At 69.0% G+C, this 25,698-nt stretch carries 24 protein-coding genes; 10 read left to right on the forward strand and 14 right to left on the reverse strand.

Translation table 11 applies throughout. The annotated features are described in order from the left end of the window. Positions 1–195: 195 nt before the first annotated feature. The gene (locus FK219_RS08915; RefSeq protein ID WP_165638089.1) at positions 196–1,218 is read left to right on the forward strand and encodes a serine hydrolase domain-containing protein; all 1,023 of its coding nucleotides are present in this window, start codon (positions 196–198) and stop codon (positions 1,216–1,218) included. A gap of 1 nt (position 1,219) precedes the next feature. Here FK219_RS08915 and FK219_RS08920 read toward each other — a convergent pair whose 3' ends face one another. Beyond that, on the reverse strand, positions 1,220–2,662 hold the full coding sequence (locus FK219_RS08920; RefSeq protein WP_152583768.1) for a class I adenylate-forming enzyme family protein: 1,443 nt from the start codon (positions 2,660–2,662) through the stop codon (positions 1,220–1,222). A gap of 120 nt (positions 2,663–2,782) precedes the next feature. On the opposite strand from FK219_RS08920, the gene FK219_RS08925 reads away from it, so the two are divergent. Continuing rightward, positions 2,783–4,324 (forward strand): LPXTG cell wall anchor domain-containing protein, encoded by a 1,542-nt coding sequence (locus FK219_RS08925; protein ID WP_152583769.1) that lies wholly within the window; start codon positions 2,783–2,785, stop codon positions 4,322–4,324. 92 nt (positions 4,325–4,416) lie between these two features. Here the strand turns inward: FK219_RS08925 and FK219_RS08930 are convergent, their stop codons facing one another. Genes FK219_RS08930 through FK219_RS08940 form a run of 3 tightly spaced genes read right to left on the reverse strand, consistent with a single transcriptional unit; the run spans position 4,417 to position 7,280 of the window. Beyond that, positions 4,417–5,232: a hypothetical protein gene (locus FK219_RS08930; RefSeq protein ID WP_152583770.1), complete on the reverse strand. Its 816-nt coding sequence runs from the start codon at positions 5,230–5,232 to the stop codon at positions 4,417–4,419. A 55-nt stretch (positions 5,233–5,287) separates the two neighbouring features. Further along, positions 5,288–6,253: an EamA family transporter gene (locus FK219_RS14150; RefSeq protein ID WP_152583771.1), complete on the reverse strand. Its 966-nt coding sequence runs from the start codon at positions 6,251–6,253 to the stop codon at positions 5,288–5,290. A gap of 7 nt (positions 6,254–6,260) precedes the next feature. Further along, positions 6,261–7,280, reverse strand: coding sequence for an aldo/keto reductase (locus FK219_RS08940; protein ID WP_152583772.1), 1,020 nt, complete (start codon positions 7,278–7,280; stop codon positions 6,261–6,263). 63 nt (positions 7,281–7,343) lie between these two features. Here FK219_RS08940 and msrA point away from each other — a divergent pair, with 63 nt between their 5' ends. Both msrA and FK219_RS08950 read left to right on the forward strand, forming a co-directional pair. After that, positions 7,344–7,871, forward strand: coding sequence for a peptide-methionine (S)-S-oxide reductase MsrA (gene msrA / locus FK219_RS08945; protein ID WP_152583773.1), 528 nt, complete (start codon positions 7,344–7,346; stop codon positions 7,869–7,871). Positions 7,872–7,963: 92 nt separating this feature from the next. Beyond that, positions 7,964–8,176, forward strand: coding sequence for a methyltransferase (locus tag FK219_RS08950; RefSeq protein WP_152583774.1), 213 nt, complete (start codon positions 7,964–7,966; stop codon positions 8,174–8,176). A gap of 19 nt (positions 8,177–8,195) precedes the next feature. On the opposite strand, the gene FK219_RS08955 is transcribed toward FK219_RS08950, so the two are convergent. Further along, positions 8,196–10,121, reverse strand: coding sequence for a hybrid sensor histidine kinase/response regulator (locus FK219_RS08955; RefSeq protein WP_152583775.1), 1,926 nt, complete (start codon positions 10,119–10,121; stop codon positions 8,196–8,198). A 202-nt stretch (positions 10,122–10,323) separates the two neighbouring features. Here FK219_RS08955 and ssb point away from each other — a divergent pair, with 202 nt between their 5' ends. Then, on the forward strand, positions 10,324–10,818 hold the full coding sequence (gene ssb, locus FK219_RS08960; RefSeq protein WP_152583776.1) for a single-stranded DNA-binding protein: 495 nt from the start codon (positions 10,324–10,326) through the stop codon (positions 10,816–10,818). 28 nt (positions 10,819–10,846) lie between these two features. On the opposite strand, the gene FK219_RS08965 is transcribed toward ssb, so the two are convergent. From FK219_RS08965 to FK219_RS08980, 4 genes are all read right to left on the reverse strand, one after another. Beyond that, positions 10,847–11,506, reverse strand: a complete 660-nt coding sequence (locus tag FK219_RS08965) for a response regulator (RefSeq protein WP_152583777.1) — start codon at positions 11,504–11,506, stop codon at positions 10,847–10,849. Next, positions 11,503–14,181, reverse strand: a complete 2,679-nt coding sequence (locus tag FK219_RS08970; protein WP_152583778.1) for a hybrid sensor histidine kinase/response regulator — start codon at positions 14,179–14,181, stop codon at positions 11,503–11,505. Before FK219_RS08970 ends, FK219_RS08965 begins: the two co-directional genes overlap by 4 nt. Beyond that, positions 14,178–14,495 (reverse strand): response regulator, encoded by a 318-nt coding sequence (locus FK219_RS08975; RefSeq protein ID WP_407941907.1) that lies wholly within the window; start codon positions 14,493–14,495, stop codon positions 14,178–14,180. Before FK219_RS08975 ends, FK219_RS08970 begins: the two co-directional genes overlap by 4 nt. A gap of 130 nt (positions 14,496–14,625) precedes the next feature. Continuing rightward, entirely contained in the window at positions 14,626–16,050 is a 1,425-nt protein-coding gene (locus tag FK219_RS08980) for a hypothetical protein (protein WP_152583780.1), read from the reverse strand. A gap of 389 nt (positions 16,051–16,439) precedes the next feature. Here FK219_RS08980 and FK219_RS08985 point away from each other — a divergent pair, with 389 nt between their 5' ends. Genes FK219_RS08985 through FK219_RS09000 form a run of 4 tightly spaced genes read left to right on the forward strand, consistent with a single transcriptional unit; the run spans position 16,440 to position 20,419 of the window. Further along, complete coding sequence (locus tag FK219_RS08985; RefSeq protein WP_152583781.1) at positions 16,440–16,904, forward strand: DUF6993 domain-containing protein; 465 nt, start codon at positions 16,440–16,442, stop codon at positions 16,902–16,904. Positions 16,905–16,906: 2 nt separating this feature from the next. Then, positions 16,907–18,589 carry an energy-dependent translational throttle protein EttA gene (ettA, locus tag FK219_RS08990; RefSeq protein WP_152583782.1) on the forward strand — a complete coding sequence of 561 codons (1,683 nt, stop codon included), beginning with the start codon at positions 16,907–16,909 and terminating at the stop codon, positions 18,587–18,589. 43 nt (positions 18,590–18,632) lie between these two features. Continuing rightward, positions 18,633–19,961: a DUF2254 domain-containing protein gene (locus tag FK219_RS08995; protein WP_165638091.1), complete on the forward strand. Its 1,329-nt coding sequence runs from the start codon at positions 18,633–18,635 to the stop codon at positions 19,959–19,961. Continuing rightward, entirely contained in the window at positions 19,958–20,419 is a 462-nt protein-coding gene (locus FK219_RS09000; RefSeq protein ID WP_152583784.1) for an acyl-CoA thioesterase, read from the forward strand. The genes FK219_RS08995 and FK219_RS09000 overlap by 4 nt, the downstream gene beginning before the upstream one ends. A gap of 2 nt (positions 20,420–20,421) precedes the next feature. On the opposite strand, the gene FK219_RS09005 is transcribed toward FK219_RS09000, so the two are convergent. Beyond that, entirely contained in the window at positions 20,422–21,054 is a 633-nt protein-coding gene (locus FK219_RS09005) for a LysE family translocator (RefSeq protein ID WP_152583785.1), read from the reverse strand. Positions 21,055–21,063: 9 nt separating this feature from the next. Continuing rightward, positions 21,064–21,948: an acyl-CoA thioesterase gene (locus FK219_RS09010; protein WP_152583786.1), complete on the reverse strand. Its 885-nt coding sequence runs from the start codon at positions 21,946–21,948 to the stop codon at positions 21,064–21,066. Between the two features lie 20 nt (positions 21,949–21,968). Between FK219_RS09010 and FK219_RS09015 the strand changes: the two genes are divergently transcribed. Then, a complete protein-coding gene (locus FK219_RS09015; protein ID WP_152583787.1) occupies positions 21,969–22,637 on the forward strand; it encodes a hypothetical protein in 669 nt (222 codons plus the stop codon). Positions 22,638–22,657: 20 nt separating this feature from the next. Here the strand turns inward: FK219_RS09015 and FK219_RS09020 are convergent, their stop codons facing one another. From FK219_RS09020 to FK219_RS09030, 3 genes are read right to left on the reverse strand one after another with little or no spacing between them, the layout of a single operon-like run. Next, on the reverse strand, positions 22,658–24,310 hold the full coding sequence (locus tag FK219_RS09020) for an FAD-binding dehydrogenase (RefSeq protein WP_152583788.1): 1,653 nt from the start codon (positions 24,308–24,310) through the stop codon (positions 22,658–22,660). Continuing rightward, the gene (locus FK219_RS09025) at positions 24,307–24,720 is read right to left on the reverse strand and encodes a globin (RefSeq protein WP_165638092.1); all 414 of its coding nucleotides are present in this window, start codon (positions 24,718–24,720) and stop codon (positions 24,307–24,309) included. The genes FK219_RS09020 and FK219_RS09025 overlap by 4 nt, the downstream gene beginning before the upstream one ends. Then, positions 24,717–25,694, reverse strand: coding sequence for a mechanosensitive ion channel family protein (locus FK219_RS09030; RefSeq protein ID WP_152583789.1), 978 nt, complete (start codon positions 25,692–25,694; stop codon positions 24,717–24,719). The genes FK219_RS09025 and FK219_RS09030 overlap by 4 nt, the downstream gene beginning before the upstream one ends. Positions 25,695–25,698: the final 4 nt, after the last annotated feature.

Below are 25,698 nucleotides of genomic sequence, written 5' to 3' on the forward strand. Positions count from 1 at the left end.
GGGCGCGTAGAGCAGATCTCGCGGTGCCTTCTCATCTCTTGGTCGCAGGTTCGACTCCTGCCGGGGGCGCGTAGAGCAGATCTCGCGGTGCCTTCTCATCTCTTGGTCGCAGGTTCGACATCCTGCCGGGGGCGCGTAGAGCAGGTCTCGCGGTAGCGTCGCGGGGTGCGATCACGACACGAGAGACTCGACGCGGTGTGCGAGAGACTCGACCGCGACCCGCGTGTCAGCGAGCTGAAGCTGCGCGTCGCCGACCGCTCAGGAACACTCGACTACGGCTGGGCAGCGCCCGGTTCACGCGCGAAGAACGCGATTGCCAGCAGCACCAAGACCTTCGCCGCGGTGCTCGTGCTGCGTCGGATCGCCGCAGGGGATCTGACGCTCGAGCAGCCTCTCGTGAGCATCCTGCCCCGTACCGACCTGGAGGATCTCAACCGCTTCGGAGGCCGCGACCATGCTGAGGACATCACCGTTCGCGATGTGCTGGCCCACACCTCAGGCATTCCCAACTACTACGCGGCGAAGGCGCTCGACCCGCGCAGCGATATCGCGGCGGTCACCGCGGCAGACCCGGGGTGGAGCTTCGACGAGACGCTCGAGATCGCGCGCGGCATGAACGCACCCTTCGCGCCGCACAGCGGTCGCGCCCAGTACAGCTTCACGAACTACCAACTGGTCGGCCGGCTCATCGAGACGATCGCGGGATGCCCGCTCGAGGTCGCGCTGCGTCGCGAGCTGCTCGACCCTCTCGGCGTGACCGACACGGCGCTCCTGACGCCGTCATCGCTCGAGCTCTTCGACGCCGCCTCGCCGCTGCTGCACGGCTCCCAGCCCTACCGGGGAGCCCGACGCCTCGCCTCCCTCGGGGCTGAGGGTGCGCTCGTCTCGACGACGGCCGACACGATGCGATTCCTCCGCGCGGTGTTCGAGGGCGAGATCCTCGACCCGCGCATGCTCTCTCTCGCGACTGCCGACCGTCTGCCCCTGTTCCCCCGCGTGACGTACGGGGTGGGCATGATGGCACTCAGTCTGCCGCGCCTCCTCACCCGGCTTCCGCGGCCGGGGGTGCTGCTCGGTCACGCGGGCATGACAGGGCACGTGATGTTCGCGGAACCGGTGAGCGGTCTCTACGCCGTCGGGACGATCAACCAGCTCGCGGCGCCGCGCCTGTCGTTCCGGCTGCTCGTGGCGGCGCTGCGAGCTGCGCACGCGTCGTAGCTCAGTCCAGCCCCAGTCGGCGTCGGAACTCTGCGGTGAGGCGCGTCCGCTCGACTTTGCCCATGCGGTTGCGAGGGATCACCGAGACCTGGCCGAACACCGTCGGGTGCTTGCCGGGCAGTCGCTGGCGCAGCAGGCGGTCTAGCGCTCGCAGATCACAGCTCGCCTCGGCGACGATCGCGAGCCCGAGCTCGGGAACGCCCGGCACCTGCTCGATGAGGAACGTTCCGGCATCGATCACGCCGGGAAACCCGTCGACGGCGGCATCCACGGCGGCCGGGTCGACCTTCACACCGCCGACGTTGACGATCTCAGCGGTACGGCCGTGAAGGACGAGTGCGCCCTCGCTCGTGAGGTGACCCTGATCGCCGGGCGAGAACCAGCCAGCGCGGAAGGAGCCGTCAGAATCGTCTCCCGCGTAGCCGCTCGCGAGTCCCTGTCCGCGGTAGCGGATGTCGCCCTCCTCGCCCGGGGGGAGAGTCGCGCCGTGCTCGTCGACGATCTCGAGGTCGATGCCGCTGATCGCGGTGCCCACGTCGGCGGGATCCCCTCCCGAGTGCAGCATGCGCGTGGCGACGCCGCCACCCTCGGTCGACCCGTAGACGCCGCGGACGGGTACGGCGAGTTGCGACGCGATCGTCTCGAGCAGGGTGGGGGTCGCGGCGCCTCCGGCCGTGCGCACTTCGCGGAGGTCGGGAAGCGAGTGATCGCGTTCGCGCAGCAAGCGCAGAGTCTGGCCGATCTGCACGGGCGAGCCGCAGAGCACCTGAACGGAGACCCCGGCGGTCGCCCGGGCGAACCGTGCGTCGGCCGGGTCCACGGTGATGTACGGGGTGCCGTGCTGCAGCGCCGCGAGCGCCGTATGGAAGCCTCCGGTCGTCGACAACGACATGAGGTTGACCTCGGGCCGCGCGTCGGTCCAGTAGTCGGGCAGGTGCTTGAGTCGGTGCTCGACGGCGCGCACCGAGAGCTCAGCCGCTCGCGGATTGCCGGTCGTGCCGCTCGTGAGGATGACACGGCAGATGCTGTCGGCGCGCGGATAGAGCACGATCGGCACACCCTGCGTCTCGTCCGCCACGGCGATCACCTGCTCGATCCACAGCCCGTCCACCGTGATTACGGTGGCGGCGTGCACCACGCGGCTCCCGGGTCGGGAGAGAAGCACATCCGGGATCATGCTCACGGCGGAACCCGTCCCGGTGAGCGAGACGGTCCGCGTGGCGATGCGCAGGAGCGCCAGGGTGACGATCCAGTCGTCGGCCGGTTTGAGGTCTGTCGCGACCAGTTGGCGCGGCACGACACCGAGGTCGCGAAGCCGGCCTGCGACAGCCGCAACGGCCCGGTCGAGCTCGGCGAAGCTCCACCGGGTATCGACGCCGATGAGCGCAGGCGCATCCGGCCTCTCAGCTGCCTGCTGCGTGAGGAACCGCAGAGGTGCGAACATTTCGGCTCTCCGGTTGATGAGGTCGTGAAAAGTTATCGGATCAACTGTAGGGTGTGGAGCACGCCCGGGCGCGCTTCTCCCTATGCGCGCGTGACGACATTCCTTTGAGGAGCCCCCGCCGTGCCCGAGAATGCCCCTGAGACCGTGGCAGTGCCCCCCGCCTTCCGCCGTCGGCGCGTCACGCGCACGGCCGCCGCGATCGCCTCGAGCGGTCTCGTCGTGGGGCTGGGCTCTGTCGGGGTGACACCCGCGATCGCCGCGACCGCCGACGATTGCGATACCGGCAACACGGTCACCGCGCCGGGTGACGACGCGGCCGACATTCAGGTGCTGCTGGATGCCGACACCGCGATCGTCTGCCTCGCAGGTGCCTTCACGCTCTCGACGCCCCTCACGTTCGACCACGAACTGACTCTCTTTGGTCTCGCGGGCGCGCAGTTGGATGGCGACAACGCCACCCAGATCCTCGCCGGGTCGGCTGGAGCCGACCTTGTCCTGCAGAACCTCGCTGTCCTGAACGGTAGCGGCGTCGACGGCGGTGCCGTGTACGTGGAGGGCGACATCGAGGTCTACGACTCTCGCTTCGAGGGCAACGTCGCTTCCGACGACGGTGGGGCGATCTACCACGACGGCTCAGGCTTCGCGATCATCGAGGGCTCGACCTTCACCGACAACAGCGCCGACGACTTTGGCGGCGCGATCTACGGCGAGGACGTCATCGCTGTCGGCTCGACGTTCAGCGACAACAGTGCCTTCTTCGGCGGTGCGCTCTACGCTGCCGGCTCGGCGCAGTTCGAGTCGACTTTCGTCGGCAACGATGCGTTCGTCGGTGGAGCGGTTGTCGCGCAGGACTACAGCGCGTCTCTCGGGTCGACGTTCGTCGGGAACACTGCGGAGGAGGACGGCGGCGCGATCTCGAGCTACGGACTCGCCTACGTGCTCAACTCGACGTTCGTGGAGAACTCGGCGGCTGGCATCGGCGGGGCGATCACCTCCGCGTACGCGCAGATCGGCCTCTCGACCTTCCTCGACAACGAAGCGAACACGTCGGATGAGGGCGAACGTGGTGACGCCGTCCTCGTCTATGAGGACGACATCGACTCCAGCTTCATCGTGGGGAATATCTTCGCCGGTTCGCGGTCGTTCCCGCAGCTGGGCGCTATCGAGGACGGAACGTGGGAAGACCGGGGCGGCAACGTCTTCAGCACATCGCAGGCGACGGAGGTCGCGATCGGCACCGCGGCCTCGTCGACGCTCTTCGGCCAGTCGGTCGCGCAGATCTTCGGCCCAGGAGCATCGCTCGCCGCCAACGGCGGCGCGACTGACACCGTCCTCTTGATTCCCGGAAGCCCGGCAGTGGACATCGTGCCCGTCGAGGACTTCCTCGATGTGACGTCAGCGGAGGTGGCCTCGGTCTTCTCGGCCGTCGACGCGGCGGCTGGTTTCTCGCCGGTCTCCGACACTCCCGACGAGGACCAGCGCGGCGAGCCGCGCGATGGCCTCCGAGACGCGGGTGCCGTCGAGTTGCAGGCAGACGAGCTGGGCAGCGAGCTCGCGGCCACCGGTGTGTCGAACGCGACGACGGTCGGGTGGCTCGGCGCCGCGTTCGTGGCCCTCGGCTCGCTCGTTCTCCTCGTGCGCGGTCGGCGCAGCACCGTCTGAATCGTTCGGATGACCCGCCTGCTGCGGGCGCGGTACGGAGCCGTCGTGACGGTGCCGTGCGGGCGATCGCGGCCAGGCGGCTCGCTCGCGCTCTAGTCGTGGTCGGTCGAGTCGATGCGCTCGCGCACGACCGACGCGGCCATCGGGCGCGGGGCGTCCTCCGCGTCGTCGACGATCGCGGGGCTCGCTGCCGTGCGGGTGCTCGGCGGGGGCGCCGCCGCGAGGGCCGCCGCCAGGGCCGGGTCGCGCACGGGGCCCGTCGTGGCGGGCGGTTCGGGCAACACCGACGCAGAGGGCGGGGTCGTCAAGGGCGAGGGTTCCGGCGCTGCCTCGGCAGAAGAAGAGGCAGAGGCAGAAGCATAGGCAGAAGCGGGGACAGAGGGCGCCTCCGCGGGCGGTTCGGCGGTCTCGTCGGTTTCGTAGCGCCACCGCTCGAGGTCGGCGCCGAAGAGCTTCTTGGCCGCGCGCGGCTTCTGCGACCAGGCGATGAGCGCATCCCGGTAGTCGCCGAGGGTCTGCTGCGCTTGGAAGCGGAAGCCCGAGGAGTGCCCCTTCATCGACTCGAGCTGGTGGGTCGCCCAGTTCGCGGCGAGAGCAGCGCCGGGTATGGGCAGGAGGCGCAGGCGCGTCTCGGCCTCTGAGATGAGTTCGTCGACGTGTCGGCGCTCCGTGTCGCTGTGGTCGTGCCACGCGGCGGCGGTGCGCCCGGCGAGCACGAACGCTCCGACGGCGCTGGTGAGAGCATCCCGATCATGGTGCTTCAGCAGCCGCTTCGTGGAGCCGCGCGCGATGAGCGCCGCGATCACCCCGGCCACCAGAATCGCCAGCCCCGGGATGATCGCCCCCGTGAGCACGCGCCAGCCCTCGTCTGAGGCCCACCATTGGACGACGTCGTTCCCCCATGTCATGCCCTGCACTGTACCCCCGAACGGGGGTCGTGGCGAGCCCCGAGCTGACGAAAGATCAGCGAGGGGATACGTCGACGGTCGTGATCGGCCCCGTATTGAGGGCCAGATCGGCGTCGACGACCGTCTTCGTGCTGCGGGCCGTCTGAGCGAGGATGATCCCCGCGAGCACGACCGCGGCGCCGACGATCTGCACGAGCCCGAGGGTCTCGCCGAGCCACAGCCATGCGACGGCGAAGGCGAAGACCACTTCTGAGGAGGCGACGATGCCCGCCGCTGTCGCCGTCAGGTACCGCAGCGAGGCGAGGCTCAGCATGAAGGGGGCGAACGACCCGAGCGCGACGTTCCAGGCGAGCGGCAGCCACATCGGTACGAGAAGCTCCGCACCCTGGCCGCCGAGGTCCACGGGAGCCGTGAACACCGTCGGGTCGAGCTGCCACCAGCCGCTCACGAACGCCCAGAAGATCGCGGCGAACGACATCGTCCAGAACGAAACGGCGAGCGGCGAGGTGCGCACGACCTGCTTCTCGCCCACGAGGAAGTAGGTGGCGAGGCAGATCGCGGCCGCGAGGCCGAAGAGCACGCCGAGGGCGTCGAGCGTGCTCGCCCACACTTGAGCGACGACGGCGAGCCCCACGAGCACCAGGCCGATCGCGGCCCACAGCCGCGCCTTGACCTTCTCGCGGAAGAAGAAGAACGCCACGAGGGCGACGAGGAGCACCGCCAGGTACTCGAGCAGCAGAGCGATGCCGACCGGCAGCAGCTGCACGGCGGCTGCGTAGGTTCCCTGCAGGAAGGCGACACCGACGACGCCGAGCACGATCATGATCGGCCATTGCCGGCGGGGCATCCGGAAGGCGCGACGGTCGATCGCCAGCAGCACAGCGCCAGCGATGAGCGCGGCACCCACGAGGCGGAACTGCGTCACCTGCGCGGGGGTCAGCCCCGCCTCCATGATGAGCTTGGTGACGCTGCCGTTCGCGCCGAACAGCACCGCAGCGAGCAGTGCGTAGACGTATCCCACCGTCGGGCTACCGGGTGCCGGTGCCGTGCACGGCGTGCGGCTCGATCGCCGCGATCTCGTCGTCGCTCAGCGCCGCGCCGCGGAGGGCGTCGAGGCTGTCGTCGAGCTGGCGCACGCTGCTCGCGCCGATGAGCGCGCTTGTCACCTGGGGATGCCGCAGCACCCACAACAGCGACATCTGCGCGAGCGACTGGCCGCGGCCCTCCGCGATGGCGTGGAGGGCCCGTGCACGCTCGAGATACGTGTCGTCGATGGTGTCGCTCGAGATCCAGCGACCCTCGGCGGCACGCGAGTCGGCGGGAATGCCGTCGAGGTATCGGTTGGTGAGCAGGCCCTGCGCGAGGGGGGAGAACACGATGCTGCCCAGTTCGAGGTCGGCCAGAGCATCCAGGAGCCCGTCCTCCATGCGCCGGTCGAACATGTTGTAGCGGGGCTGATGGATGAGGAGCGGGATGCCGAGCTCGCCGAGAATGCGGTGCGCCTCGCGCGTCTGATCAGCGTCGTAGTTCGAGATGCCGACGTAGAGCGCCTTGCCGCTCGTGACCGCGGTGGCGAGCGCCCCCATGGTCTCCTCGAGCGGGGTGTCAGGGTCGGGGCGGTGCGAGTAGAAGATGTCCACATGGTCGAGTCCGAGGCGGCTGAGGCTCGCGTCGAGGGAGTTCAGCAGGTACTTGCGCGAGCCCCACTCGCCGTAGGGCCCCTCCCACATGAAGTAGCCGGCCTTCGACGAGATGACGAGCTCGTCGCGGTACGGCAGGAAATCCTCTGCGAGGATGCGGCCGAAGTTGCTCTCGGCGCTGCCGGCGGGCGGGCCGTAGTTGTTGGCGAGGTCGAAGTGCGTCACGCCGCGGTCGAAGGCGCGGCGCAGGATCGCGCGCTGCGTCTCGATCGGCTTGTCGTCGCCGAAGTTGTTCCACAGCCCCAGCGAGATGCGCGGAAGCTTCAGGCCGCTGCGCCCGACGCGGGCGTACTCGAGCTGGTCGTAGCGGTCATCGGCGGCGGCGTACGGCGTGTGTTCGGTGGGCATGCGTCCAGCGTACGACCGGGGAGCGCTCGGCCCGTGCACGGGCGACGGTCGTACACTCGCTCCATGCGCACATTCCACCTCGCCGGAGGCTGCTTCTGGTGCCTCGACGCCGTCTACCGCACGATCGAGGGCGTCTCCGACGTCGTCTCGGGCTACACGGGCGGTCACGTCGAGAACCCCACCTACGAACTCGTCTGCACGGGCTCGACGGGGCACGCCGAGGCTGTTGCCGTGACCTTCGACCCCGATGTCGTGCCCGCCGACGTCATCCTCGACATCTTCTTCACGCTCCACGACCCTCGCCAGTTGAACCGGCAGGGCAACGATGTGGGCACGCAGTACCGCTCGGCGATGTTCTACGGTGATGAGGAGCAGAAGGTGCTGTTCGAGGCGGCCCGCGACCGCGCATCCGAGATCTGGGATGGCGGCATCGTGACGGAGATCTCGCCGCTCGGCCGCTACATCATCGCCGAGGACTACCACCAGGACTTCTTCGCGATGAACCCCGGCCAGGGGTACTGCCTCGCGGTCGCCCTGCCGAAGGTCAACAAGGTGCGCAAGGCCTACGCGCCGTACGTGAAGGCGCGCTGAGAGACTCCTCGGCGCCCTCGACAGGCGCCCGCCTTCAGGCGTATTTTCGTATCTCGCACCACGAGGCGTCCATCGACCGAAGGGAGCGCACCATGAGCACACCGATCGAGATCGACCAGACGTGGGCCGCGCACGGCCCCGCGGGAGCCGTCGGCTCCGTTCAGCGCAGCGGTGACGATTTCTACGTGTCACTGCCCGGTGAGGATGCCCGGCGCGGGCCGTACGAATCGCTCGACGTCGCCAAGCGCGCGCTGCACGCCGCGCTGGGGCCGGGTGCTGAGCGACCCGACTTCACGGAGCACTAGGCGACACGCTCGCGCAGCATCACGCGGTGCCGTCGAGGGCGAGCCGCACCGCGCCGAGCAGGGTCGGCACCGTGTACGGCTTGGCGAGGAATGCGGTGATGCCGCTCGTGGCGCTCGGCATGAGCTCGGCGCCTGCGGCGAGTCCGCTCGCGGTGAGCACGGGGATGTCGTGGGGTGACGCGGCGATATGCGCGGCGAGGGAGGCCCCGTCGAATCCCGGCATCATCATGTCGGTCAAGACCAGATCGATGCGGTGACCGTCGTCGCGGAGGATGCGCAGCGCCTCGTGCCCGTCGTTCGTGGTCAGCACGCGGTAGTCGTGGGCCTGCAGCGCCTCCGCCGTGGTGGCCAGGATGAGGGGCTCGTCGTCGACGACGAGGATCGTCTCACCGTGGCCCGGCACGGCATCATCATCGCGCTCCGCTGAGGCGGGGGCGAGCTCGGCCGCGGGGAGGACGATATCGAATCGCGTACCCCTCCCTGGCTCGGTGCGCACGGATATTCGGCCGTCGTGGCTCTCGATGATCGCGGCGGAGGTCGGCAGGCCCAACCCCGTGCCTTCGCCGAGTGGCTTGGTGGTGAAGAAGGGCTCCCACAGCCGCTCGACGATCTCGGGAGTCATGCCGACGCCGCTATCGATGATGGAGAGCGCCACGTGGTCCTTCTCCAGCACCGCGTGCGGCAGGGGGTCATGCTCGGGCGGCTCGTGCGGCGAGCCGCTGTGCGTGGCGAGCGTCAAGGTGCCGCCGTCGGGCATGGCGTCGCGGGCGTTGAGGATGAGGTTCTGCACCACCTGCATGAGGTGGGTGGTGCTGCCGAGCGCGCCGTGGCGCGCCTCGTGCCGCACGAGTATGTCGACCGAGTCCGGCAGGGTGTCGCGCGCGAATCGGTGCGCCTCGGCGAGCAGATCGGCGAGGTCGATGGGCGCACGCTCGACATCCACTCCACGGGCGAACGTCAGCATCTGACGGATCATCGTGGCGCCTCGCCGTGCGCTCTTCTCGATGGTGGTCAGCATCTCCCGATCGCGGTCGCTGCGGTCGTCGGCGAGCAGCACCTGGGTAGCGAGGAGGAGCGGTGTGAGCACGTTGTTGAGGTCGTGGGCGATGCCGCCGGCGAGAGTGCCGAGGCTCTCCATGCGTTGCGCGCGCTCGCGCATGTCTTCCACGCGCCGAAAGTCGGTGATGTCCGACGTCACCGTGAAGATGCCGATGGGGTCACCCTCGTCATCCCGCAGCAGATGCCATCGTCCATCTCCGACGATGAGACGGTTGTCCTGCGCGCGCTCACGGATCTCCCCTGACCAGTAGCCGTCGCGCAGCACCGCGGTGCAGCTCGAGTCGAACTCGCGCACGTCGTGATACAGCATGTCTCGTGCCGAACGGCCGACGGCCTCATCGGCACTCCAGCCGTACATCGCGCTGGCCCCACTGTTCCAGTAGCGGATCGTGTGATCCAGGTCGCGCACGATCATCGCATCGCGCGTGGCATCGAGGAGGGCCGCCTGCTCTCGAAGGCTCCGGATGCTCTCCTCGAGCTTGAGGCGCGTGAGCTGGTCTCGCGTGACATCTCGCAGATAGCTGGCGATGCCGCCGTCGATCGGGTGGACCGTGATCTCGAACCATGCTTGGTAGTGGTCGCTGAAAGCCCTCACGTTCGCGGACTCACGTTCGTGCATCGCTCGTTCGTGCGCGGGACGGAAGGCTTCCGTGGCGAGCTCGGGGTAGATCTCCCAGATGGTGTCGCGTGTCAGGACGTGGGTCGGAACACCGGACTGCGCGATGGCGGCGGCATTGGCGAAGCTGATGCGCCAGTCCGGGGTGACGAGCACCACCGGGTGCGGAAACTGCTCGATCGAGGAGCGCACCTGCTCGGGGGTCGCGGACCAGTCGACCGGGCTGGGGGCATCACCATCGACGTGTCGATCCGGCGTGTGGTTCGACATCGCCCCAGTCTAGGGCGCGTCTCGACGGTCCCGCCCGGCCGTTCCTCCCCAGGTTGCGCGTGGCGGTCGTGCCTCCGCAGGCCGCTGCGTCTCCTCTCTGCATGGTTCCCGACCCACCACACTCTCCGGTACGAGACGCCGGGCGCTCTTCCGGCACGAACCGTCCGGCGTCTCGCCCACCACTGGCAGACCGGAGGACACCATGACCGACACCATCACGCTCACGGGGCTCGTCGCGACGAACCCTCGTCATATCGTCACGAGCGAGGGGCTCACGATCACGAGTTTTCGCCTCGCCTCGAACCAGCGCCGCTTCGACCGCGGCCAGAACGCCTGGATCGACGGCGACACGAACTGGTACACCGTGACCGCCTTCCGGCAGCTCGGCACTCACGTGGCGACCTCGCTCGAGAAGGGGCAGCGCGTGATCGTCACGGGGCGCGTGCGCATCCGCGACTGGGAAACAGACGAGAAGTCGGGCACGTCGATCGAGATCGACGCCGAAGCGATCGGGCACGACCTCACCTGGGGCCGCGCGACCTTCACGCGCAGCGTCATCGCCAAGAGCACGACGCGTGATGACCCTTCGGAGTCGAGTGACGGGACCGCCCAGGGGCCGACCGAGGAGGATGCGTCGCCCGCCGAGGAGTCAGCAGACCAGAGCGGGCAGGATGCGCTTGCCGCGACCCCGTTCTAGGTACTGCCGATAATGCTGGGCCCTCGGATCAGTCGCCCGCCCGACGCACGCGGATGCCTCCGCGCTGCCACAGGGTGACCGCGGCGACCCGGGGGCTCGCGTTCTCGCCCGTGTCGAGGCCCAGCGCGAGGAAGAGGCGATTGAGCATCGTCTCCACCGCGCGCACCGTCGTCCCTCGGTGCTCGGCGAGCGCGCGCGTCGACGCACCCTCGGCGAGCATGCGCAGCACCTCCGCCTGCGCGGCGGTCACGGTGGGCACATCGTCGTCGTCACGCACCACGTCTGCGTCGATCTGGCCGCTGATCGCCCGGTGAACGGCGCCGGCGAGCTCGTCGACGCGGCTCAGTTGCGATTTCACGAGGTAGACGACGCTCGCCGGTATGAGCTCGGGGTTGGGCACGGCAAGCTCGGGGGAGCGGTGCGAGGTCAGTACGACGAGCCCGATCCAGGGGAACTCTTCGGCGACACGATCGAGGAGTGCGGCACCCGTCCGGCCCGGCCCGAAGTTGAGGTCGCTCACGAGCGCGTGAGGGTCGACGCGGGCGACGGCGCTGAGGGCCTCCTCAGCGCTCGTCGCTGAGGTCACGTCGAAGCCTTGCGCTTCGAGCCCGCCCGTGACGAGTGAGAGGGTGAAGGGGTCGTCGTCGGCGACGACTACCCGCAGAGCGCGGCTCTCGGAATCGGTCACAGCTCGTGCTCCAGTTCTAGGTCGAGCGGGATACCGCGCAAGGTCTCAGCAACGGTTGTGAGGAGAAGGCTCGTGGTGAACGGCTTCGGCAGGAAGCGGGCAATGCCCATGCCGACAGCGCGCTTCGCCGATCCGTGGGAGTTGAGCCCGCTCATGGCGACGATGGGTATCTCGGGATGGTGATGCTCGAGGTACGCGCTCGCCGCCGCACCATCCATGACGGGCATCATCATGTCGGTGAGCACGAGGTCGATATCGTGCTCTCCCCGATCGACGAGGTCGATCGCCTCCTGCCCGTTCCGTGCCGTGACCACGCGGTAGCCGTGAGACTCTAGCGTCTGCGTCGTCACCTTAACGATCATCGGTTCGTCGTCGACGACGAGGATGAGCTCGCCTCCGCCGCGAGGAGCGCGCTCCTCGACTGCGATCTCGGGAGGTCGCGACACCTCACCGCCTTCCGCGACGGGCAGAGCCACCTGGAACTTCGTCCCATTGCCCTCCTCGCTGTACACCTGCATGAAGCCTCCGTGGCTGCGCACGATGGCGAGCGAACTCGCGAGCCCGAGCCCCGTTCCGCGGCCGGGCTCCTTCGTCGTGAAGAACGGCTCGAAGACCTTGGCGACGACGTCCGGCGGCATGCCGAATCCGTCATCCTCGACCTCGATCGTGAGGTATTCACCGGGCGATGCGGAGTGGCTGACTGACCTGTATTGCTCATCGATGGAGACACGGCGGGCCCTGATGCGCACCTGGCCGCCCTCGGGCATGGCGTCCTTGGCGTTCGTGACGAGATTGATGAGCACCTGGAGCAGCTGCGTGGGGTCGCCCATCGTGTCTCCGTCGGCGACATCGTGCTCGATCGTGACGGTGATCTCCTTCGGCAACGCATTGCGCGCGTAGACGATGAGATCGTCGAGCAGGTCGCTGATGGTGACACGGATGCGTCGACCCTCCACGCCCCGGGCGAAGGCGAGCACCTGGCGAATCATGTCAGCGCCTCGCTTGACGGCAGCCTCCATGCCGTCGAGTATCTGACGCTCGTCGCTGTCGTGCGCACGGCGTGTGAGGAGCTGAACCGACATGAGAATGGGCGTGAGCACGTTGTTGAGATCGTGCGCGATCCCTCCGGCGAGCGTTCCGAGACTCTCCATGCGCTGCGCCCGCAGGCGCGCCTCCTCCGCCTTCTGCTGCTCGGTGATGTCGCTGTTCACGGCGAAGATCGCGGAGGGCTCGCCGCTCTCGTCCAGCACGAGCTGCCAACGACTGTCCACAACGAGCGGCCGGCCGTTCCGATCTCTTTGCTCGAGAGCTCCGCTCCAGAAGCCATCTCGCAGAACCGCAGCGGTGGCATTGTCGAAGGCGGTCGTGTCGTCGAAGATGAGCGCGGTGATCGGCTGCCCGATGGCCTCGCCAGCGTCCCACCCGTACAGCTCGGTCGCGGCGCGATTCCAGTACTGGACCCGGTGATCTAGTCCGCGAACGATCATCGAGTCCCGCGAGGCGTCGAGCAATCTGGCTTGGTCGGAAAGACGGCGCTGGTTCGCGACCATGCGCTGGCGTGTGAGCTCGTCCTCGGTCACATCGCGCACGTACAGTGCGAGCCCCGACGCTGTGGGATACGCGGTGATGTCGAACCACGTGTCACGGTTCTCGTCCAGCGATCTCACCTGTTGGCGAGCACCCGTCTCGAGGGCGCGACGGTATGTCTGCTCCCACTCGGACCCTTCCGATTCGGGGAAGGCCTCCCAGTACGACTTCCCGAGCAGTTCAGCTTCCGACTTCCCGGTGAGCTCGAGTGCTCGAGGGTTGGCGAACGTGAATATCCAGTCGCGGTCGAGGAACATGATGCCGTCGCTGATGGTGTTGAGCGCAATCGTCAAGCGCTCCTCCAACTCCACGAGCTTGGCCTTCTCCGCCTCGACCTCGGTCACGTCCCAGATGGCGCCGAGAGCGCGCGCGACCGCCCCCGTGTGGTCACGTTCTGGTCTGCCGAGGATGCGCGCGACGACCTGCGAGCCGGTGATCGTCACGATGTTCAGCTGCAGATCGAAGCCCCGGCCTTCCTCTAGGCATTCGCGCATGGCTCCCCTCAGCTCGTCACGCGTGCGAGAAGGTTGTGCGTCGAGCAGCGCGCCGAGCACGATCTCCGCGTCGGGCGCGATCGCGAGAATCGTGCGCGCTTCGTCGGAAAGCCGCAGGACCCGGTCGGTCGCATCCATCGACCAGCCACCGAACCCCGCCATGCGGCCGGCGATCTGCAGGAGCTCTTCCGCAGACTCCCGCTCGCGGGCCACGGTGACGGCCTCGGTGACGTCACGGGCGGTGCCGAGCACTGCCACGACGTCGTCACCGTCGCGCACGGGGTGCAGCGTGACGTCGGAGACGTACTGGGCTTCCTCGTTGAGCGTCCTCACGATGCGGAACGCCGCCACCTCGCCCTGCAGTGCGCGATTCAGGTGCTCGCTGGTGATCGTGCGGTCTTCGCCATGGATGATGTCGAGAAACGACTGCCCCATGGCATCGTCGCGTGAGAGACCGGACCGCGCCAGCAGAGTCTTGTTCGCCGCGATGACCGTGCCCTCGATGTCGACCACGAACGCGATGTCGGCGAGGTCCGCGATCGCACTGTCGAGCACGGCCGCGAGAACCGCCGGGTCGCGCAGCGGCGACGTCATGGCCGGCTGCCGTTGCGCGTCGGAGAGAGGAGGCGTTCCACACGCTCCAGGAAGTCGTCGAGTTCGATGGGCTTGCGCGCGAACTCGTAGTCGGCGTTGTCCAACTCTGCGGGGGCAGACATGTCGCCGCTCAGCACGAGCACCGGCAGGTGCGCGTGCGAGGCGCGCAGCGCAGCGACCGCGTCGAGCACGGAGCCTCCCGGCATGTTGACATCGAGCACCGCCAGGTGCAAGGCCTGCGCCTGTGCTGCACGGCCAGTCTCCTCGACGTCGGAGGACTCGACCACGGCGAGCCCCCGCGAGGCGAGCGCCATGCGCAGGACCGATCGCACGAGGGCGTCGTCGTCCGCGACGAGGACGACGATGTCGGTCGGCTCCGGGTCAGCCATGCGCGCAAGTCTAAGCGCCATGATGGCGCTACGGGGCCCGTCTATAGAGGGAGAACTACCCCTGTTCGGGGGTTGCCGCGCGGTCGTCGAGCGATGCGAGCGCGACGAGATCGGCGGAGACATCGGTGAGGTGCGCCAGGATCGAGTCCAGCATCGCGGGGACGCGGTCTTCGTCGGCCGGGTCGGGCGCGGCAGTCGTGTGGAAGTTGAGCGCCATGACGCACGCAGCGAGCCGCCCCTGGATCGGGCCGTGCATCAGGATGGCGAGGCGTCGGCCCTCCCGCTCTCGAACCTCATCGTTCTCGGCCGTGAGAGCCTCGATCGTGGCGCGGGTCTCGGAGATCAGCTGCCCCGCCTCCTCGTTGATGCGGAAGAGCGCCGAGGCGAGGGCGAACACGACGCTCGCGAGGATGAGCGACACGGCGATGAGCGGGGCGATGAGGAGTCCGTGCCAGGTGATCGGATCGATCCCGCTCGCGAGCATGATCTGGGTCATGGCACCGAGCGCGAAGACGAGGGAGACGACGGTCACGGCCTGCCCCGGAAAGACCGAGACGCGATGACCCGTGCGCAGCGCGATGGCGGGCCCGACGCCGAGGAAGAGGCCGGCGACCACGGTAGCCACGACGACCTCGATGGCCGCGAGGTGCCCGAAAACGCGCCATGCATCGGGGACGATGAGCGTGATGGTGGCGACCGTCACGAGCAGGGCGGTGAGCGCGGGCCTGCCCGGCCGAACGTCGAAGGCGCGCCGCACCGACGCCCGCTCGCCGGAGTCCGTTCTCTCGCCGCTGCCGCTGCCGCTGCCGTTGCCCGCGGCGTCGACCACCGCCGCGACCTCATCGTGCACGCGGCTCAATTGAGCGCTCAACTCCTCCAGACGACGACGCGACAGCGACTCGCGCGAGTTCGACAGGCTCCCCTGCAAGTCGTCGAGAACGGGCTGCAGCGTCTGCCGCACCGACTCCCGGAGCCTGCGCTGCACGTCGTCGGCCGACTCGGCGGTCATGTCTCGCGCACTGTCGAGCTCGCGTCGAGCCGCGTCGAGCGAACCGAGCAGCAGGCGCCGCCGATCGAACTGCGCGAGCGTGTAGACGAACACCGGCACCCAGAGTGTGCTCGCGACCAGCCACGTGATGATGCGGAACACGTACTCGGGGTCGACGCCGGCGACGCTACCCGCGACCGCGCCCCCGATAACACCGCGAACGATCGCCGCGACGCCCCAGATGGAACCCGCGACGGCCAGCGGCAGCACAGCGTGCCGGCGACGGCCGAGCGCCGCGCCGAGGGCGATGACGACGCCGACCACGAGGTGCTGCACGGTCGCCGAGAGGAGCGGCCACCACCACTCCGGGAAGGGCGTGACGGTCTCGCGCAGGAGGACGAGCAGAGTCGTCGGCGGGTAGAGGCTCACCCAGACGAGCCAGTGCGAGGCCCAGGGACCGCCGAGAGCGTCGCGAACCGTGAGGCTTCGCATGCGTCTCCCTTCGCCGAGAGGGAGTGTAGGCCGACCCGGTTCGACGTGCCTGACGAGCGTTCTGGTCGAGAAGGCGGTGGCCTCTGATCTCACCCGAAGAGATCAGAGGCCACCGGCACTTGTCTCAGCGCTTCTGGCCCGACCCGAACGGGCCGAAACGCTGCCACGGTTCGCGGTCCCCCGGTGATCCCCCGATCACCAACCGCTTGCGTTGACATGAGTCTGCTCCAGCCTGCGAGATGCTCGCAACCGTTGCCCGTGGGGCGTGTTCGATTACCGAACGCGGCCTGCGTAGACTGGCCCTCGGGTCGCGACGCGGCCTCGTCGCCGCAGGCAGATCACGGAGGTTCGGGATGCTCTCGCGCCCGTCGCCGCGCAGCCTCCGAGTCGTGACGCTCGCGGCGGGCATCCTCGTCGGCGGCCTCGCCCTTGCCGGCTGTGCCGCCGAACGCGACCCGATTCCCACCCCCTCGAGCGACGCTCCCGTCGATCCGGTCGAGCAGCCTCGTGTCACGCCCGGGGTGGTTCCCGAGTTCGTGGAGGGCGGCACCGCCGCCGAGAACCTCGACTACTTCGTCTTCCGCCTCGAAGCACTTCTTGCCCAGAACGGTGCGCCCTCCAGCCGCGAGCTCGTCGACGAGCTCGTCTCCTCGGGCTTCGACAAGGCCGCCATGGAGGTGACCGCCGACACGACCCCGACGGGCCTGCAGGCCGACTCGATCCTCGTGGCCGTGCGCTGGGGCGAGGACTGCCTGCTGGGCCAGGTGGCCGACGGCGCCGTCGTCGCCGACGATGCGGCTGCCCTGAGCACCGGTCGGTGCCTCGTCGGCCGCACGCTCTCCATAGACTGGTAGCTATGGCCGAATTCATCTACACCATGGTCCGAGCCCGCAAGACGGTCGGGGAGAAGCTCATTCTCGACGACGTCACGATGTCGTTCTTCCCCGGCGCCAAGATCGGTATGGTCGGCCCCAACGGCGCGGGCAAGTCGACGATCATCAAGATCATGGCGGGTCTCGACCAGCCCTCGAACGGCGAGGCGCGGCTGAGCCCCGGCTACTCGGTCGGCATCCTCATGCAGGAGCCCGAGCTCGACGAGTCGAAGACGGTGCTCGAGAACGTGCAGGACGGCGTGCGCGAGCTGAGCGACAAGCTCGCCCGCTTCAACGAGATCTCGCTCGCGATGGCCGACCCCGAGGCTGACTTCGATGCTCTCATGGCCGAGATGGGCACGCTGCAGGAGGAGATCGACGCCGCGAACGGCTGGGATCTCGACAGCCAGCTGGAGCAGGCCATGGATGCTCTGCGCTGCCCGCCCGGCGACGAGATGATCTCCCACCTCAGTGGTGGAGAGAAGCGTCGCGTCGCGCTCTGCAAGCTCCTGCTCGAGAAGCCCGATCTGCTCCTGCTCGACGAGCCCACCAACCACCTCGATGCCGAGAGCGTGCTGTGGCTCGAGCAGCACCTGCAGAAGTACCCGGGCGCCGTCATTGCCATCACGCACGACCGGTACTTCCTCGACCACGTCGCCGAGTGGATCGCCGAGGTCGACCGTGGCCGCCTCTACCCCTACGAGGGCAACTACTCGACGTACCTCGAGAAGAAGGCCGCGCGTCTGGAGGTGCAGGGCAAGAAGGACGCCAAGCTCGCCAAGCGCCTCGCGAGCGAGCTCGACTGGGTGCGCTCGAATGCGAAGGGTCGGCAGGCCAAGTCGAAGGCCCGGCTCGCCCGCTATGAGGAGATGGCGACGGAGGCCGAGAAGACGCGCAAGCTCGACTTCGAGGAGATCGTGATCCCCGTGGGCCCACGACTCGGCTCGCAGGTGATCGAGGCTTCGAAGCTCAAGAAGGGCTTCGGCGAGCGCATCCTCATCGATAGTCTCTCCTTCACCCTCCCGCGCAACGGCATCGTCGGCATCATCGGCCCCAACGGCGTCGGCAAGACGACGCTCTTCAAGACGATCGTCGGATTCGAGGAGCTCGATGGCGGCACCCTCAAGATCGGCGACACCGTCGACATCTCATACGTCGACCAGAGCCGCGGCGGCATCGACCCTAACAAGAACCTGTGGGAGGTCGTGAGCGACGGCCTCGACTACATCCAGGTCGGCAAGACGGAGATTCCGTCTCGGGCATACGTCTCGCAGTTCGGCTTCAAGGGGCCGGACCAGCAGAAGAAGGCGGGCGTGCTGTCGGGCGGTGAGCGCAACCGCCTGAACCTCGCGCTCACCCTCAAGCAGGGCGGCAACCTGCTGCTGCTTGACGAGCCGACCAACGACCTCGACGTGGAGACGCTCGGCAGTCTCGAGAATGCGCTGCTCGAATTCCCGGGCTGCGCGGTGGTCATCACGCACGACCGGTGGTTCCTCGACCGCATCGCGACGCACATCCTCGCCTGGGAGGGCACGGAGGAGAACCCGAGCTACTGGCACTGGTTCGAGGGCAACTTCGAGGCGTATGAGGAGAACAAGATCGAGCGCCTCGGCCCCGATGCCGCAAAGCCGCACCGCTCGACGTACCGCAAGCTCACGCGCGACTGACCCCGCGCCGGGGGTGCCGGCAGATCGATCGAAGGGGGAGGGCGTGAACCGCATCGCCTACTGGCTCGCGCGCATTCGCGACTCATTCTGGTTCGTCCCCGCCGTGCTCATCGCGCTCGCCCTCGCGCTCGCTGAGGCGCTCGTGGCGGTCGACCTGTCGGCGGGCTGGGACTGGCTGCCGCTGCTCGGCGTGGGACCGGACGGAGCGCGGGGTCTGCTCGCCGCGATCGCGACCTCGATGCTGTCGGCCGCGGCGACGATGTTCTCCATCACGATCGCCGTCCTGGCGCTCACCTCCTCGGCGTACGGTCCTCGACTCGTGCAGAACTTCATGGCAGACCGAGGAAACCAGCTCGTGCTCGCCGTGCTCGTGTCGAGCTCGCTCTACTCGCTCATGGTGCTGCGGCGCATCCGCTCCGGCTCTGAGGCGTTCGTGCCGGAGCTCGCCGTCACGGTGGGTCTCGCCCTCGCCCTCGTCGGCGTGTGCGTGCTCATCTACTTCATCCATCACATCAGTGCGGGCATCCAGATCGCCAACCTCGCCGGGGGAGTGCGCCGAGAGCTGGCGGGTCGCCTCGCGGACCAGTATCCAGCGACGGCGGATGCGCGTCGTCGGCCCGCGGACTCGTGGCCGAGCGGCGGCGTCGCCCGCGAGGCGCTCGCCGACGCGGACGGATACGTGACGAGCGTCGCGCTCGACGATCTGGTCTCGGCCGCGACGCGCCACGAGGGACGAGTGGACGTGCTGGTGCACCCCGGGACGTTCGTCTGCAGGGGCGACGTGATCGCCCTCGTGACCGTGGAAGCCGACGCCGAACACGACGATGCTGAACGCGAGCGGGCGACGGCCGAGGAGCGGCTCGAGCAGCTGTGCCGGGCGACCGTGGGCCGGGTGTCGATCGGTGACCAGCGCACGCCGTATCAGGATGTGGAGCACCTCGCGCGGCAGCTCGTCGACGTCGCTGCCCGGTCGCTGAGCCCGGGAGTAAATGACCCGTACACGGCGCTCAACGCCATCGACGCGCTCAGCGCGGCCATCGCGCCGACCGCGGCTCGGCCGGATCCCCACCCGGTGCTCGTCGACGACGACGGGGTGGCGCGCACGCGAGCGTCGAGCCGCGCGTGGATCGAGCTCGTCGTCGACACGATCGACACCCTGCGGGGCTATGCCTCGACGCAACCGGTCGTGGGCGAGCGTCTGCTCGACTGCGCCGGGCGTCTGCTGAGGCGCACGACCGATCTCGAAAGGCGAGCCGCTCTGCTCGCGGCGGCGGATCGCGTCGTCGAAGGTGCGGACACCTCCGCGCTCCTGCCGCACGACCTCGAGCGATTGAAGGCGGCCCGCAACGCCCTGGAGAGGAGAACCTCATGACTCGACTGCACGTGCCGGTGCCCGTGCGCTGGAGCGATCTGGACGCCTACGAGCACGTCAACAACGCGCGCATGCTCACCCTCCTCGAGGAGGCACGCATCGCGGCATTCTGGAGCGACCCGGCGGGCGGTGCGCCGACCGCCGTGCTGGAGACCGGCCCTGGTGCTCCGTCGATAACGCTCGTCGCCGGTCAGCGCATCGAGTACCTCGCACCAATCCCCTTCCACCGCGAACCGCTCGACGTGGAACTGTGGATCGGCCGGCTCGGGGGCGCGAGTCTCGAGGTCTGCTACGAGATCTTCAGCCCACCCGGTGTCGAGCCCAGAACGCTCTATACGCGCGCGGCGACGACGATCGTTCTCGTGGATCGCGCCTCAGGGTCCCCGCGCAAGCTGAGCGATGGGGCCCGCGAGGCCTGGCAGCCCTACGTCGAAACGCCGATCGCCTTCCGCGACTGACCTCAGCTACTGGGGGCGGTGAACGCAAGCGTGCCGCCGAGACCGATGAGCAATCCGCCGCCGACGCCCGACAGCGTCGAGAGCCGCCGGGGTGACCGTGCGAACCATGCTCGGGCGGTGCCCGCTGCGTAGGCCCATGCGCTGTCACTGATGATGGCGATCGTGAGGAACACGCCACCGAGCAGCAGCATCTGCGCCCACGGCGCGCCCGCCGCCGGGGTGACGAACTGCGGCAGCACGGCGAGGAAGAACGCGATCGTCTTGGGGTTGGTGAACCCGACGATGAACCCTTCGCGCACCAGCTTCAGCGACGATGCTGGCGCGAGCGGCGCCGTCTGCACGTGCGCATGCCGATGCCGGATCGCCTGCACCCCCAACCAGACCAGGTAGGCGGCACCCGCCAATTTGATGATCGTGAAGGCGACGACCGACGAGGTGACGATCGCACCCACCCCGAACGCGACCGCGACGACCACGGGAACGGTGCCGAGGGTGTTGCCGACGACGCTGAGGACGCCCGCGCGGCGCCCGAGGGCGAGGGAGCGACCGATCGCGAAGAGCACGCTCGAGCCCGGAATGACGATGAGGATGAGCGAGGCGAGCATGAAGGCGAGCAGCGTGTCGACGGGGATCATGCCGGCGACTTACTGCACGCCGGGCACGCGCACCATGCCCTCTTGCGCGACCGAGGCCACGAGCATCCCGTCGTGCGTGAAGATGCGCCCCGTCGACAGGCCGCGCCCGCCGATCGCGTTGGGGGATTCCTGCACGTACAGCAGCCATTCGTCGACGCGGGCGAAGCGGTGCCACCACATGGCGTGGTCGAGGCTCGCCATCTTGAGGCCCGGGGTCGACCAGCCGAGGCCGTGCCGGCGCAGGATCGGCTCGAGGATCGAGTAGTCGCTCGCGTAGGCGAGGGCGGCGCGGTGCAGATTCTCGTCGTCCGGGAGGCGCTCGAGGCACTTCAGCCAGACGGCCTGGTGCGCGACCTGGTCGCCGCTCGCGTGCAGGTACACGGGCGTATCGACGTGGCGCATGTCGAAGGGGCGGCCCTTCGCCCAGTACTGCGCGGCGGGGTGATCGATGGCGCCGAGGATGTCGGCGGCGCTCGGCAGCGATTCCGGCGCGGGCACGTCGATCGGCATCGCCGCCTGGTGCTCGAGCCCGGGGTCGTCGTCCTGGAAGCTCGCGATCATCGACAGGATCGGGCGGCCGTCCTGATAGGCCTGCGTGCGGCGCGTCGAGAACGAGCGACCGTCGTGGATGCGGTCGACCGAGAACGTGATCGGCTGGTCGATGTCGCCGGGCCGGAGGAAGTAGCCGTGCATGGAGTGGATGAAGCGGTCAGGCTCGACCGTGCGCATGGCCGAGAGCACGGCCTGGGCCATGACCTGGCCGCCGAATACGCGCCGCTGCGGCGTCCACAGGCTCGGCGCGGTGAAGATGTCCTCGCTCGTGCGCGCCCCCGTGTCGGTGAGCGTGAGGGCGGCGAGGAGGTCGGCGACGGGGTCGCGAGGCGCATCAGTCATCCGTCGTAGTCTAGAGAGCGATGAACGACTCGTTCACCCTCCCCACCGCCGCTGCTGCACAGGATCTCGCCGTGCTGCTCGGGCGTGCCGCGCGCCTCGACGATGCGGCGGCCGTGCGCCTCATCGCCGACTCGGGGGTGCTGGCCATGTACGTCGCCGTCATCACGCCCAAGGGCCTGCTCGACCGTGGCCCGACCGTGCTGGGCCTGCGCACGACCGCCCTGCTCGACGGCTCCTTCGATGCGGTCGTGCCGATCGCGTCGCTGCAGGCGAGAGTGGATGCTGCGCTCACGTCTGCCGCGGAGGGCCCCGTCGTCGTGCGCGTGCCGACCGCCGTGCACACCGTCGTGTGGGCCGGCATCTCGCCGCCCCGCGGGGGCTGGCAGCGGATGGCCCCCCTCGACCCTGCGCCGCTCGCGGCCGCCGCTCGTGCGGGCATCGAAGAGGTCGCCGCGACGATTCCTGAGAACACGGGGGAGCAGATCGTGCACCGCGTGCGCTCGGAGGTGTGGGGCCGCCCGCTCGAGGGTCACGACCACCTTCCCGCGGGTGTCGCGTTCGCAGCCGAGGCCCTCGGGTTCCTCGGCGAGGACCCCGTGCAGCAGTTCGCCTCCGGACCGTGGATTCGCCTGAGCACGCAGCGCGGCCACGTGCTCGTCAAGCAGGGCGGCTGGTCGCTCGGAGGCTGAGCCGCCCTCTCTCGGCGAAGTTAGAGGCGCGCGATCGCGCGGCCCGCGCGCAGGCCCGAGTGCAGGCACCCGCCGAGGAAGGTGCCCTCGAGGGAGCGATAGCCGTGCACGCCGCCGCCGCCGAAGCCCGCCGCCTCACCGACCGCGTACAGGCCGGGCAGCACCTCGCCGCTGGTCGTGAGCGCGCGTGAGTCGAGGTCGGTCTGGATGCCGCCGAGGCTCTTGCGCGTGAGCACGTGCAGCCGCACGGCGATGAGCGGGCCGTGCTTCGGGTCGCTCAGGCGGTGCGGCGCGGCGACGCGGATGAGCTTGTCGCCCCGGTAGGCCCGAGCACCGCGGATCGCCGTGAGCTGGGCGTCTTTGCCGAACCCGTTGTCGAGCATCCGATCACGCGCCTCGATCTCGTGGCACACGCGGGCACCGTCGAGCGGGGCATCCGGTTCGAGGGCGCGCATGCGCTCGATGAGCTCGTCCTTCGTGTCGGCGACGATGAAGTCGGCACCGAGCCGCTTGAACGCTTCGACGGGCTCCGTCGCGCCCTTGCCGAGCCGCTGGCGCAGCAGCTCGCGCACGCTGCGGCCCGTGAGATCGGGGTTCTGCTCGCTGCCACTGAGCGCGAACTCCTTCTCGATGATCGACTGCGTCGTGACGAACCAGCTGTGGTCGTAGCCGGTGTGCCGCAGGTAGTCGAGGGTGCCGAGGGTGTCGAAGCCCGGGAAGAGCGGTGCGGGCAGCCGGCGCCCGGTCGCGTCGAGCCACAGGCTCGAGGGGCCGGGCAGGATGCGAATGCCGTGGCGCTCCCACACGGGGCTGTGGTTCTGGATGCCCTCCACGTAGTGCCACATGCGGTCGCCGTTGATCAGGCGCGCGCCGGCCGTCTCGGCGATGCCGAGCCCGCGCCCGTCGACGTGCGCCGGCACCCCGCTGATCATGTGCGCCGGGGGAGTGCCGAGCCGCTCGGGCCACGCCGCGCGCACGAGGTCGTGGTTGCCGCCGATGCCGCCCGTGGCGACGACGACCGCGTCGGCGGTGAGGGCGAAGTCGCCGACGACGTCGCGGTTCGAGGCGACGCCGCGCTCGGCGTCGTCGGGGGCGAGCACGCTGCCGCTCGTGCCGGTCACGCGACCGTCGGTGACGGTGAGGGCGTCGACGCGGTGCCGGAAGAGGAGCGTCACGAGACCCTCGTCGACGCCGCGGCGCACGGCCTGGATGAACGGTTCGAGGATTCCCGGGCCGGTGCCCCACACGATGTGGAAGCGCGGCACCGAGTTGCCGGGCCCCGTGGCGGTGTCGCCGCCGCGCTCGGCCCAGCCGACGACGGGGAAGAACCGCACGCCCTTCGCACGCAGCCACGACCTCTTCTCGCCCGCGGCGAAGTCGAGGTACGACTCGGCCCACTGCCGGGCGTGGTCGTCCTCCGGTCGGTCGAATCCGGCCGTGGCGGCCCAGTCCTGCTGGGCGAGCTCGATCGAGTCCCGGATGCCCATCCGTCGCTGCTCGGGGCTGTCGACGAGGAACACCCCGCCGAACGACCACCACGCCTGCCCGCCGAACGTCGCCTCGGGCTCCTGGTCGACGATCGTGACGCGCTTGCCGGCCTCCACGAGCTCGGCGGCGGCCACGAGCCCGGCGAGGCCCGCGCCGATGACGATCGCGTCGGAGCGTCCGGTCACGGAGTCTCCTCGAAGGTGTTGACCATGGCGTGCGCGGCGCGCTCCAGATACTCCCACAGGGCGGCCTCGTGCATCGGGGAGAGCTCGAGCTCGTCGACCGCGACCCGCATGTGGGCGAGCCACCGGTCGCGCGCCTCCGGGTTGACGTGGAACGACGCGTGGCGCATCCGCAACCGTGGGTGGCCGCGCTGCTCGCTGTAGGTGGTCGGCCCGCCCCAGTACTGCTCGAGGAACGCGGTGAGGCGCCACACGGCGCCCTCCAGGTCATCGTCGGGGTACATGGGCCTCAGCACCTCGTCCTCCCGGATGCCTTCGTAGAAGCGCCGCACGAGCTTCTCGAACGTCGCGTGGCCGCCCACCTGCTCGAAGAACGGATCCGGCGGGCCGACGGGGATCGAGGAGGGGCTCACGAGCGCGACTCGTCGTCGGGCAGCGGGACGGGCTTCGTGCGCGGGGAGCCCTTGCGCGGGGCTGTGCGGTCGAGGCCGTCCATGACGACGCGGTTGAGCGCGGGCAGGCTCACACCCATGTCGTCGAGCGCGAGCTTGAGGCGCAGCCGCAGCTCACGCGCGATCTCGAACTGGTCGGCGGTGCGCACCTTCATGACGAGCCGAACGACGAGGGCTTCCGCAGAGATCGACTCGATACCCCAGATCTCGGGGGTCTCGAGCACCTTGCGCTTCCATACCGGGTCGTCGGACATCGCGATGGCCGTCGTCAGCAGGACGTCCTCGACGGCGTGCACGTCGCTCGTGTACGGCACGGGCAGATCGATGATGACGCGCGCCCAGCCCTGCGACTTGTTGCCGACGCGCAGGATCTCGCCGTTGCGCACGAACCACAGCGTGCCGTTGACATCGCGCACCTGGGTCACCCGCACGCCGACATTCTCGACGACACCGATCGCCTCGCCGAGATCGACGATGTCGCCGACGCCCAGCTGGTCTTCGAACACCATGAACAGCCCGTTGAGCATGTCTTTGACGACGCTCTGCGCGCCGAAGCCCAGCGCGGCGCCGAGAATGCCCGCCGAGGCGATGAGCGCCGTGACCGAGAAGTTGAGCTCGCTGAGCACGAGCACGAAGGCGACCGAGACGATCGCCCACGTGACGAGGTTGCGCATGACGCTGCCCATCGTGCGCGTGCGCTGGACGACGCGCACGGCGTGCAGCGGCGAGGCAGAGATCTCGGTCGTGTGCTCGACGTTCTGAGCCTTCTTGACGCCGTACACGACCCGATCGACGACGCGACCGATCACGATGAGCAGGATCCACCGCAAGATCACGGCGCCAACGATGACAGCGATGATGCGCAGCGGAGCCTCGTAGGTGACGGCGAAGCTGACGAGGTTCTGCCAGACACTGGCCCAGTCGATGTCGTTCATGTGC

This window comes from Microcella pacifica (assembly GCF_009371975.2).
In the GTDB taxonomy this organism is placed as follows: domain Bacteria; phylum Actinomycetota; class Actinomycetes; order Actinomycetales; family Microbacteriaceae; genus Microcella; species Microcella pacifica.

Coding starts and splice junctions, on each gene's coding strand:
- FK219_RS08920 (WP_152583768.1), bottom strand. CDS start 2,662: ATGTTCGCACCTCTGCGGTTCCTCACGCAGCAGGCAGCTGAGAGGCCG.
- FK219_RS08930 (WP_152583770.1), bottom strand. CDS start 5,232: ATGACATGGGGGAACGACGTCGTCCAATGGTGGGCCTCAGACGAGGGC.
- FK219_RS08940 (WP_152583772.1), bottom strand. CDS start 7,280: ATGCCCACCGAACACACGCCGTACGCCGCCGCCGATGACCGCTACGAC.
- msrA (WP_152583773.1), top strand. CDS start 7,344: ATGCGCACATTCCACCTCGCCGGAGGCTGCTTCTGGTGCCTCGACGCC.
- FK219_RS08950 (WP_152583774.1), top strand. CDS start 7,964: ATGAGCACACCGATCGAGATCGACCAGACGTGGGCCGCGCACGGCCCC.
- FK219_RS08955 (WP_152583775.1), bottom strand. CDS start 10,121: ATGTCGAACCACACGCCGGATCGACACGTCGATGGTGATGCCCCCAGC.
- ssb (WP_152583776.1), top strand. CDS start 10,324: ATGACCGACACCATCACGCTCACGGGGCTCGTCGCGACGAACCCTCGT.
- FK219_RS08970 (WP_152583778.1), bottom strand. CDS start 14,181: ATGACGTCGCCGCTGCGCGACCCGGCGGTTCTCGCGGCCGTGCTCGAC.
- FK219_RS08975 (WP_407941907.1), bottom strand. CDS start 14,495: ATGGCGCTCGCCTCGCGGGGGCTCGCCGTGGTCGAGTCCTCCGACGTC.
- FK219_RS08980 (WP_152583780.1), bottom strand. CDS start 16,050: ATGCGAAGCCTCACGGTTCGCGACGCTCTCGGCGGTCCCTGGGCCTCG.
- ettA (WP_152583782.1), top strand. CDS start 16,907: ATGGCCGAATTCATCTACACCATGGTCCGAGCCCGCAAGACGGTCGGG.
- FK219_RS09000 (WP_152583784.1), top strand. CDS start 19,958: ATGACTCGACTGCACGTGCCGGTGCCCGTGCGCTGGAGCGATCTGGAC.
- FK219_RS09005 (WP_152583785.1), bottom strand. CDS start 21,054: ATGATCCCCGTCGACACGCTGCTCGCCTTCATGCTCGCCTCGCTCATC.
- FK219_RS09010 (WP_152583786.1), bottom strand. CDS start 21,948: ATGACTGATGCGCCTCGCGACCCCGTCGCCGACCTCCTCGCCGCCCTC.
- FK219_RS09015 (WP_152583787.1), top strand. CDS start 21,969: ATGAACGACTCGTTCACCCTCCCCACCGCCGCTGCTGCACAGGATCTC.
- FK219_RS09030 (WP_152583789.1), bottom strand. CDS start 25,694: ATGAACGACATCGACTGGGCCAGTGTCTGGCAGAACCTCGTCAGCTTC.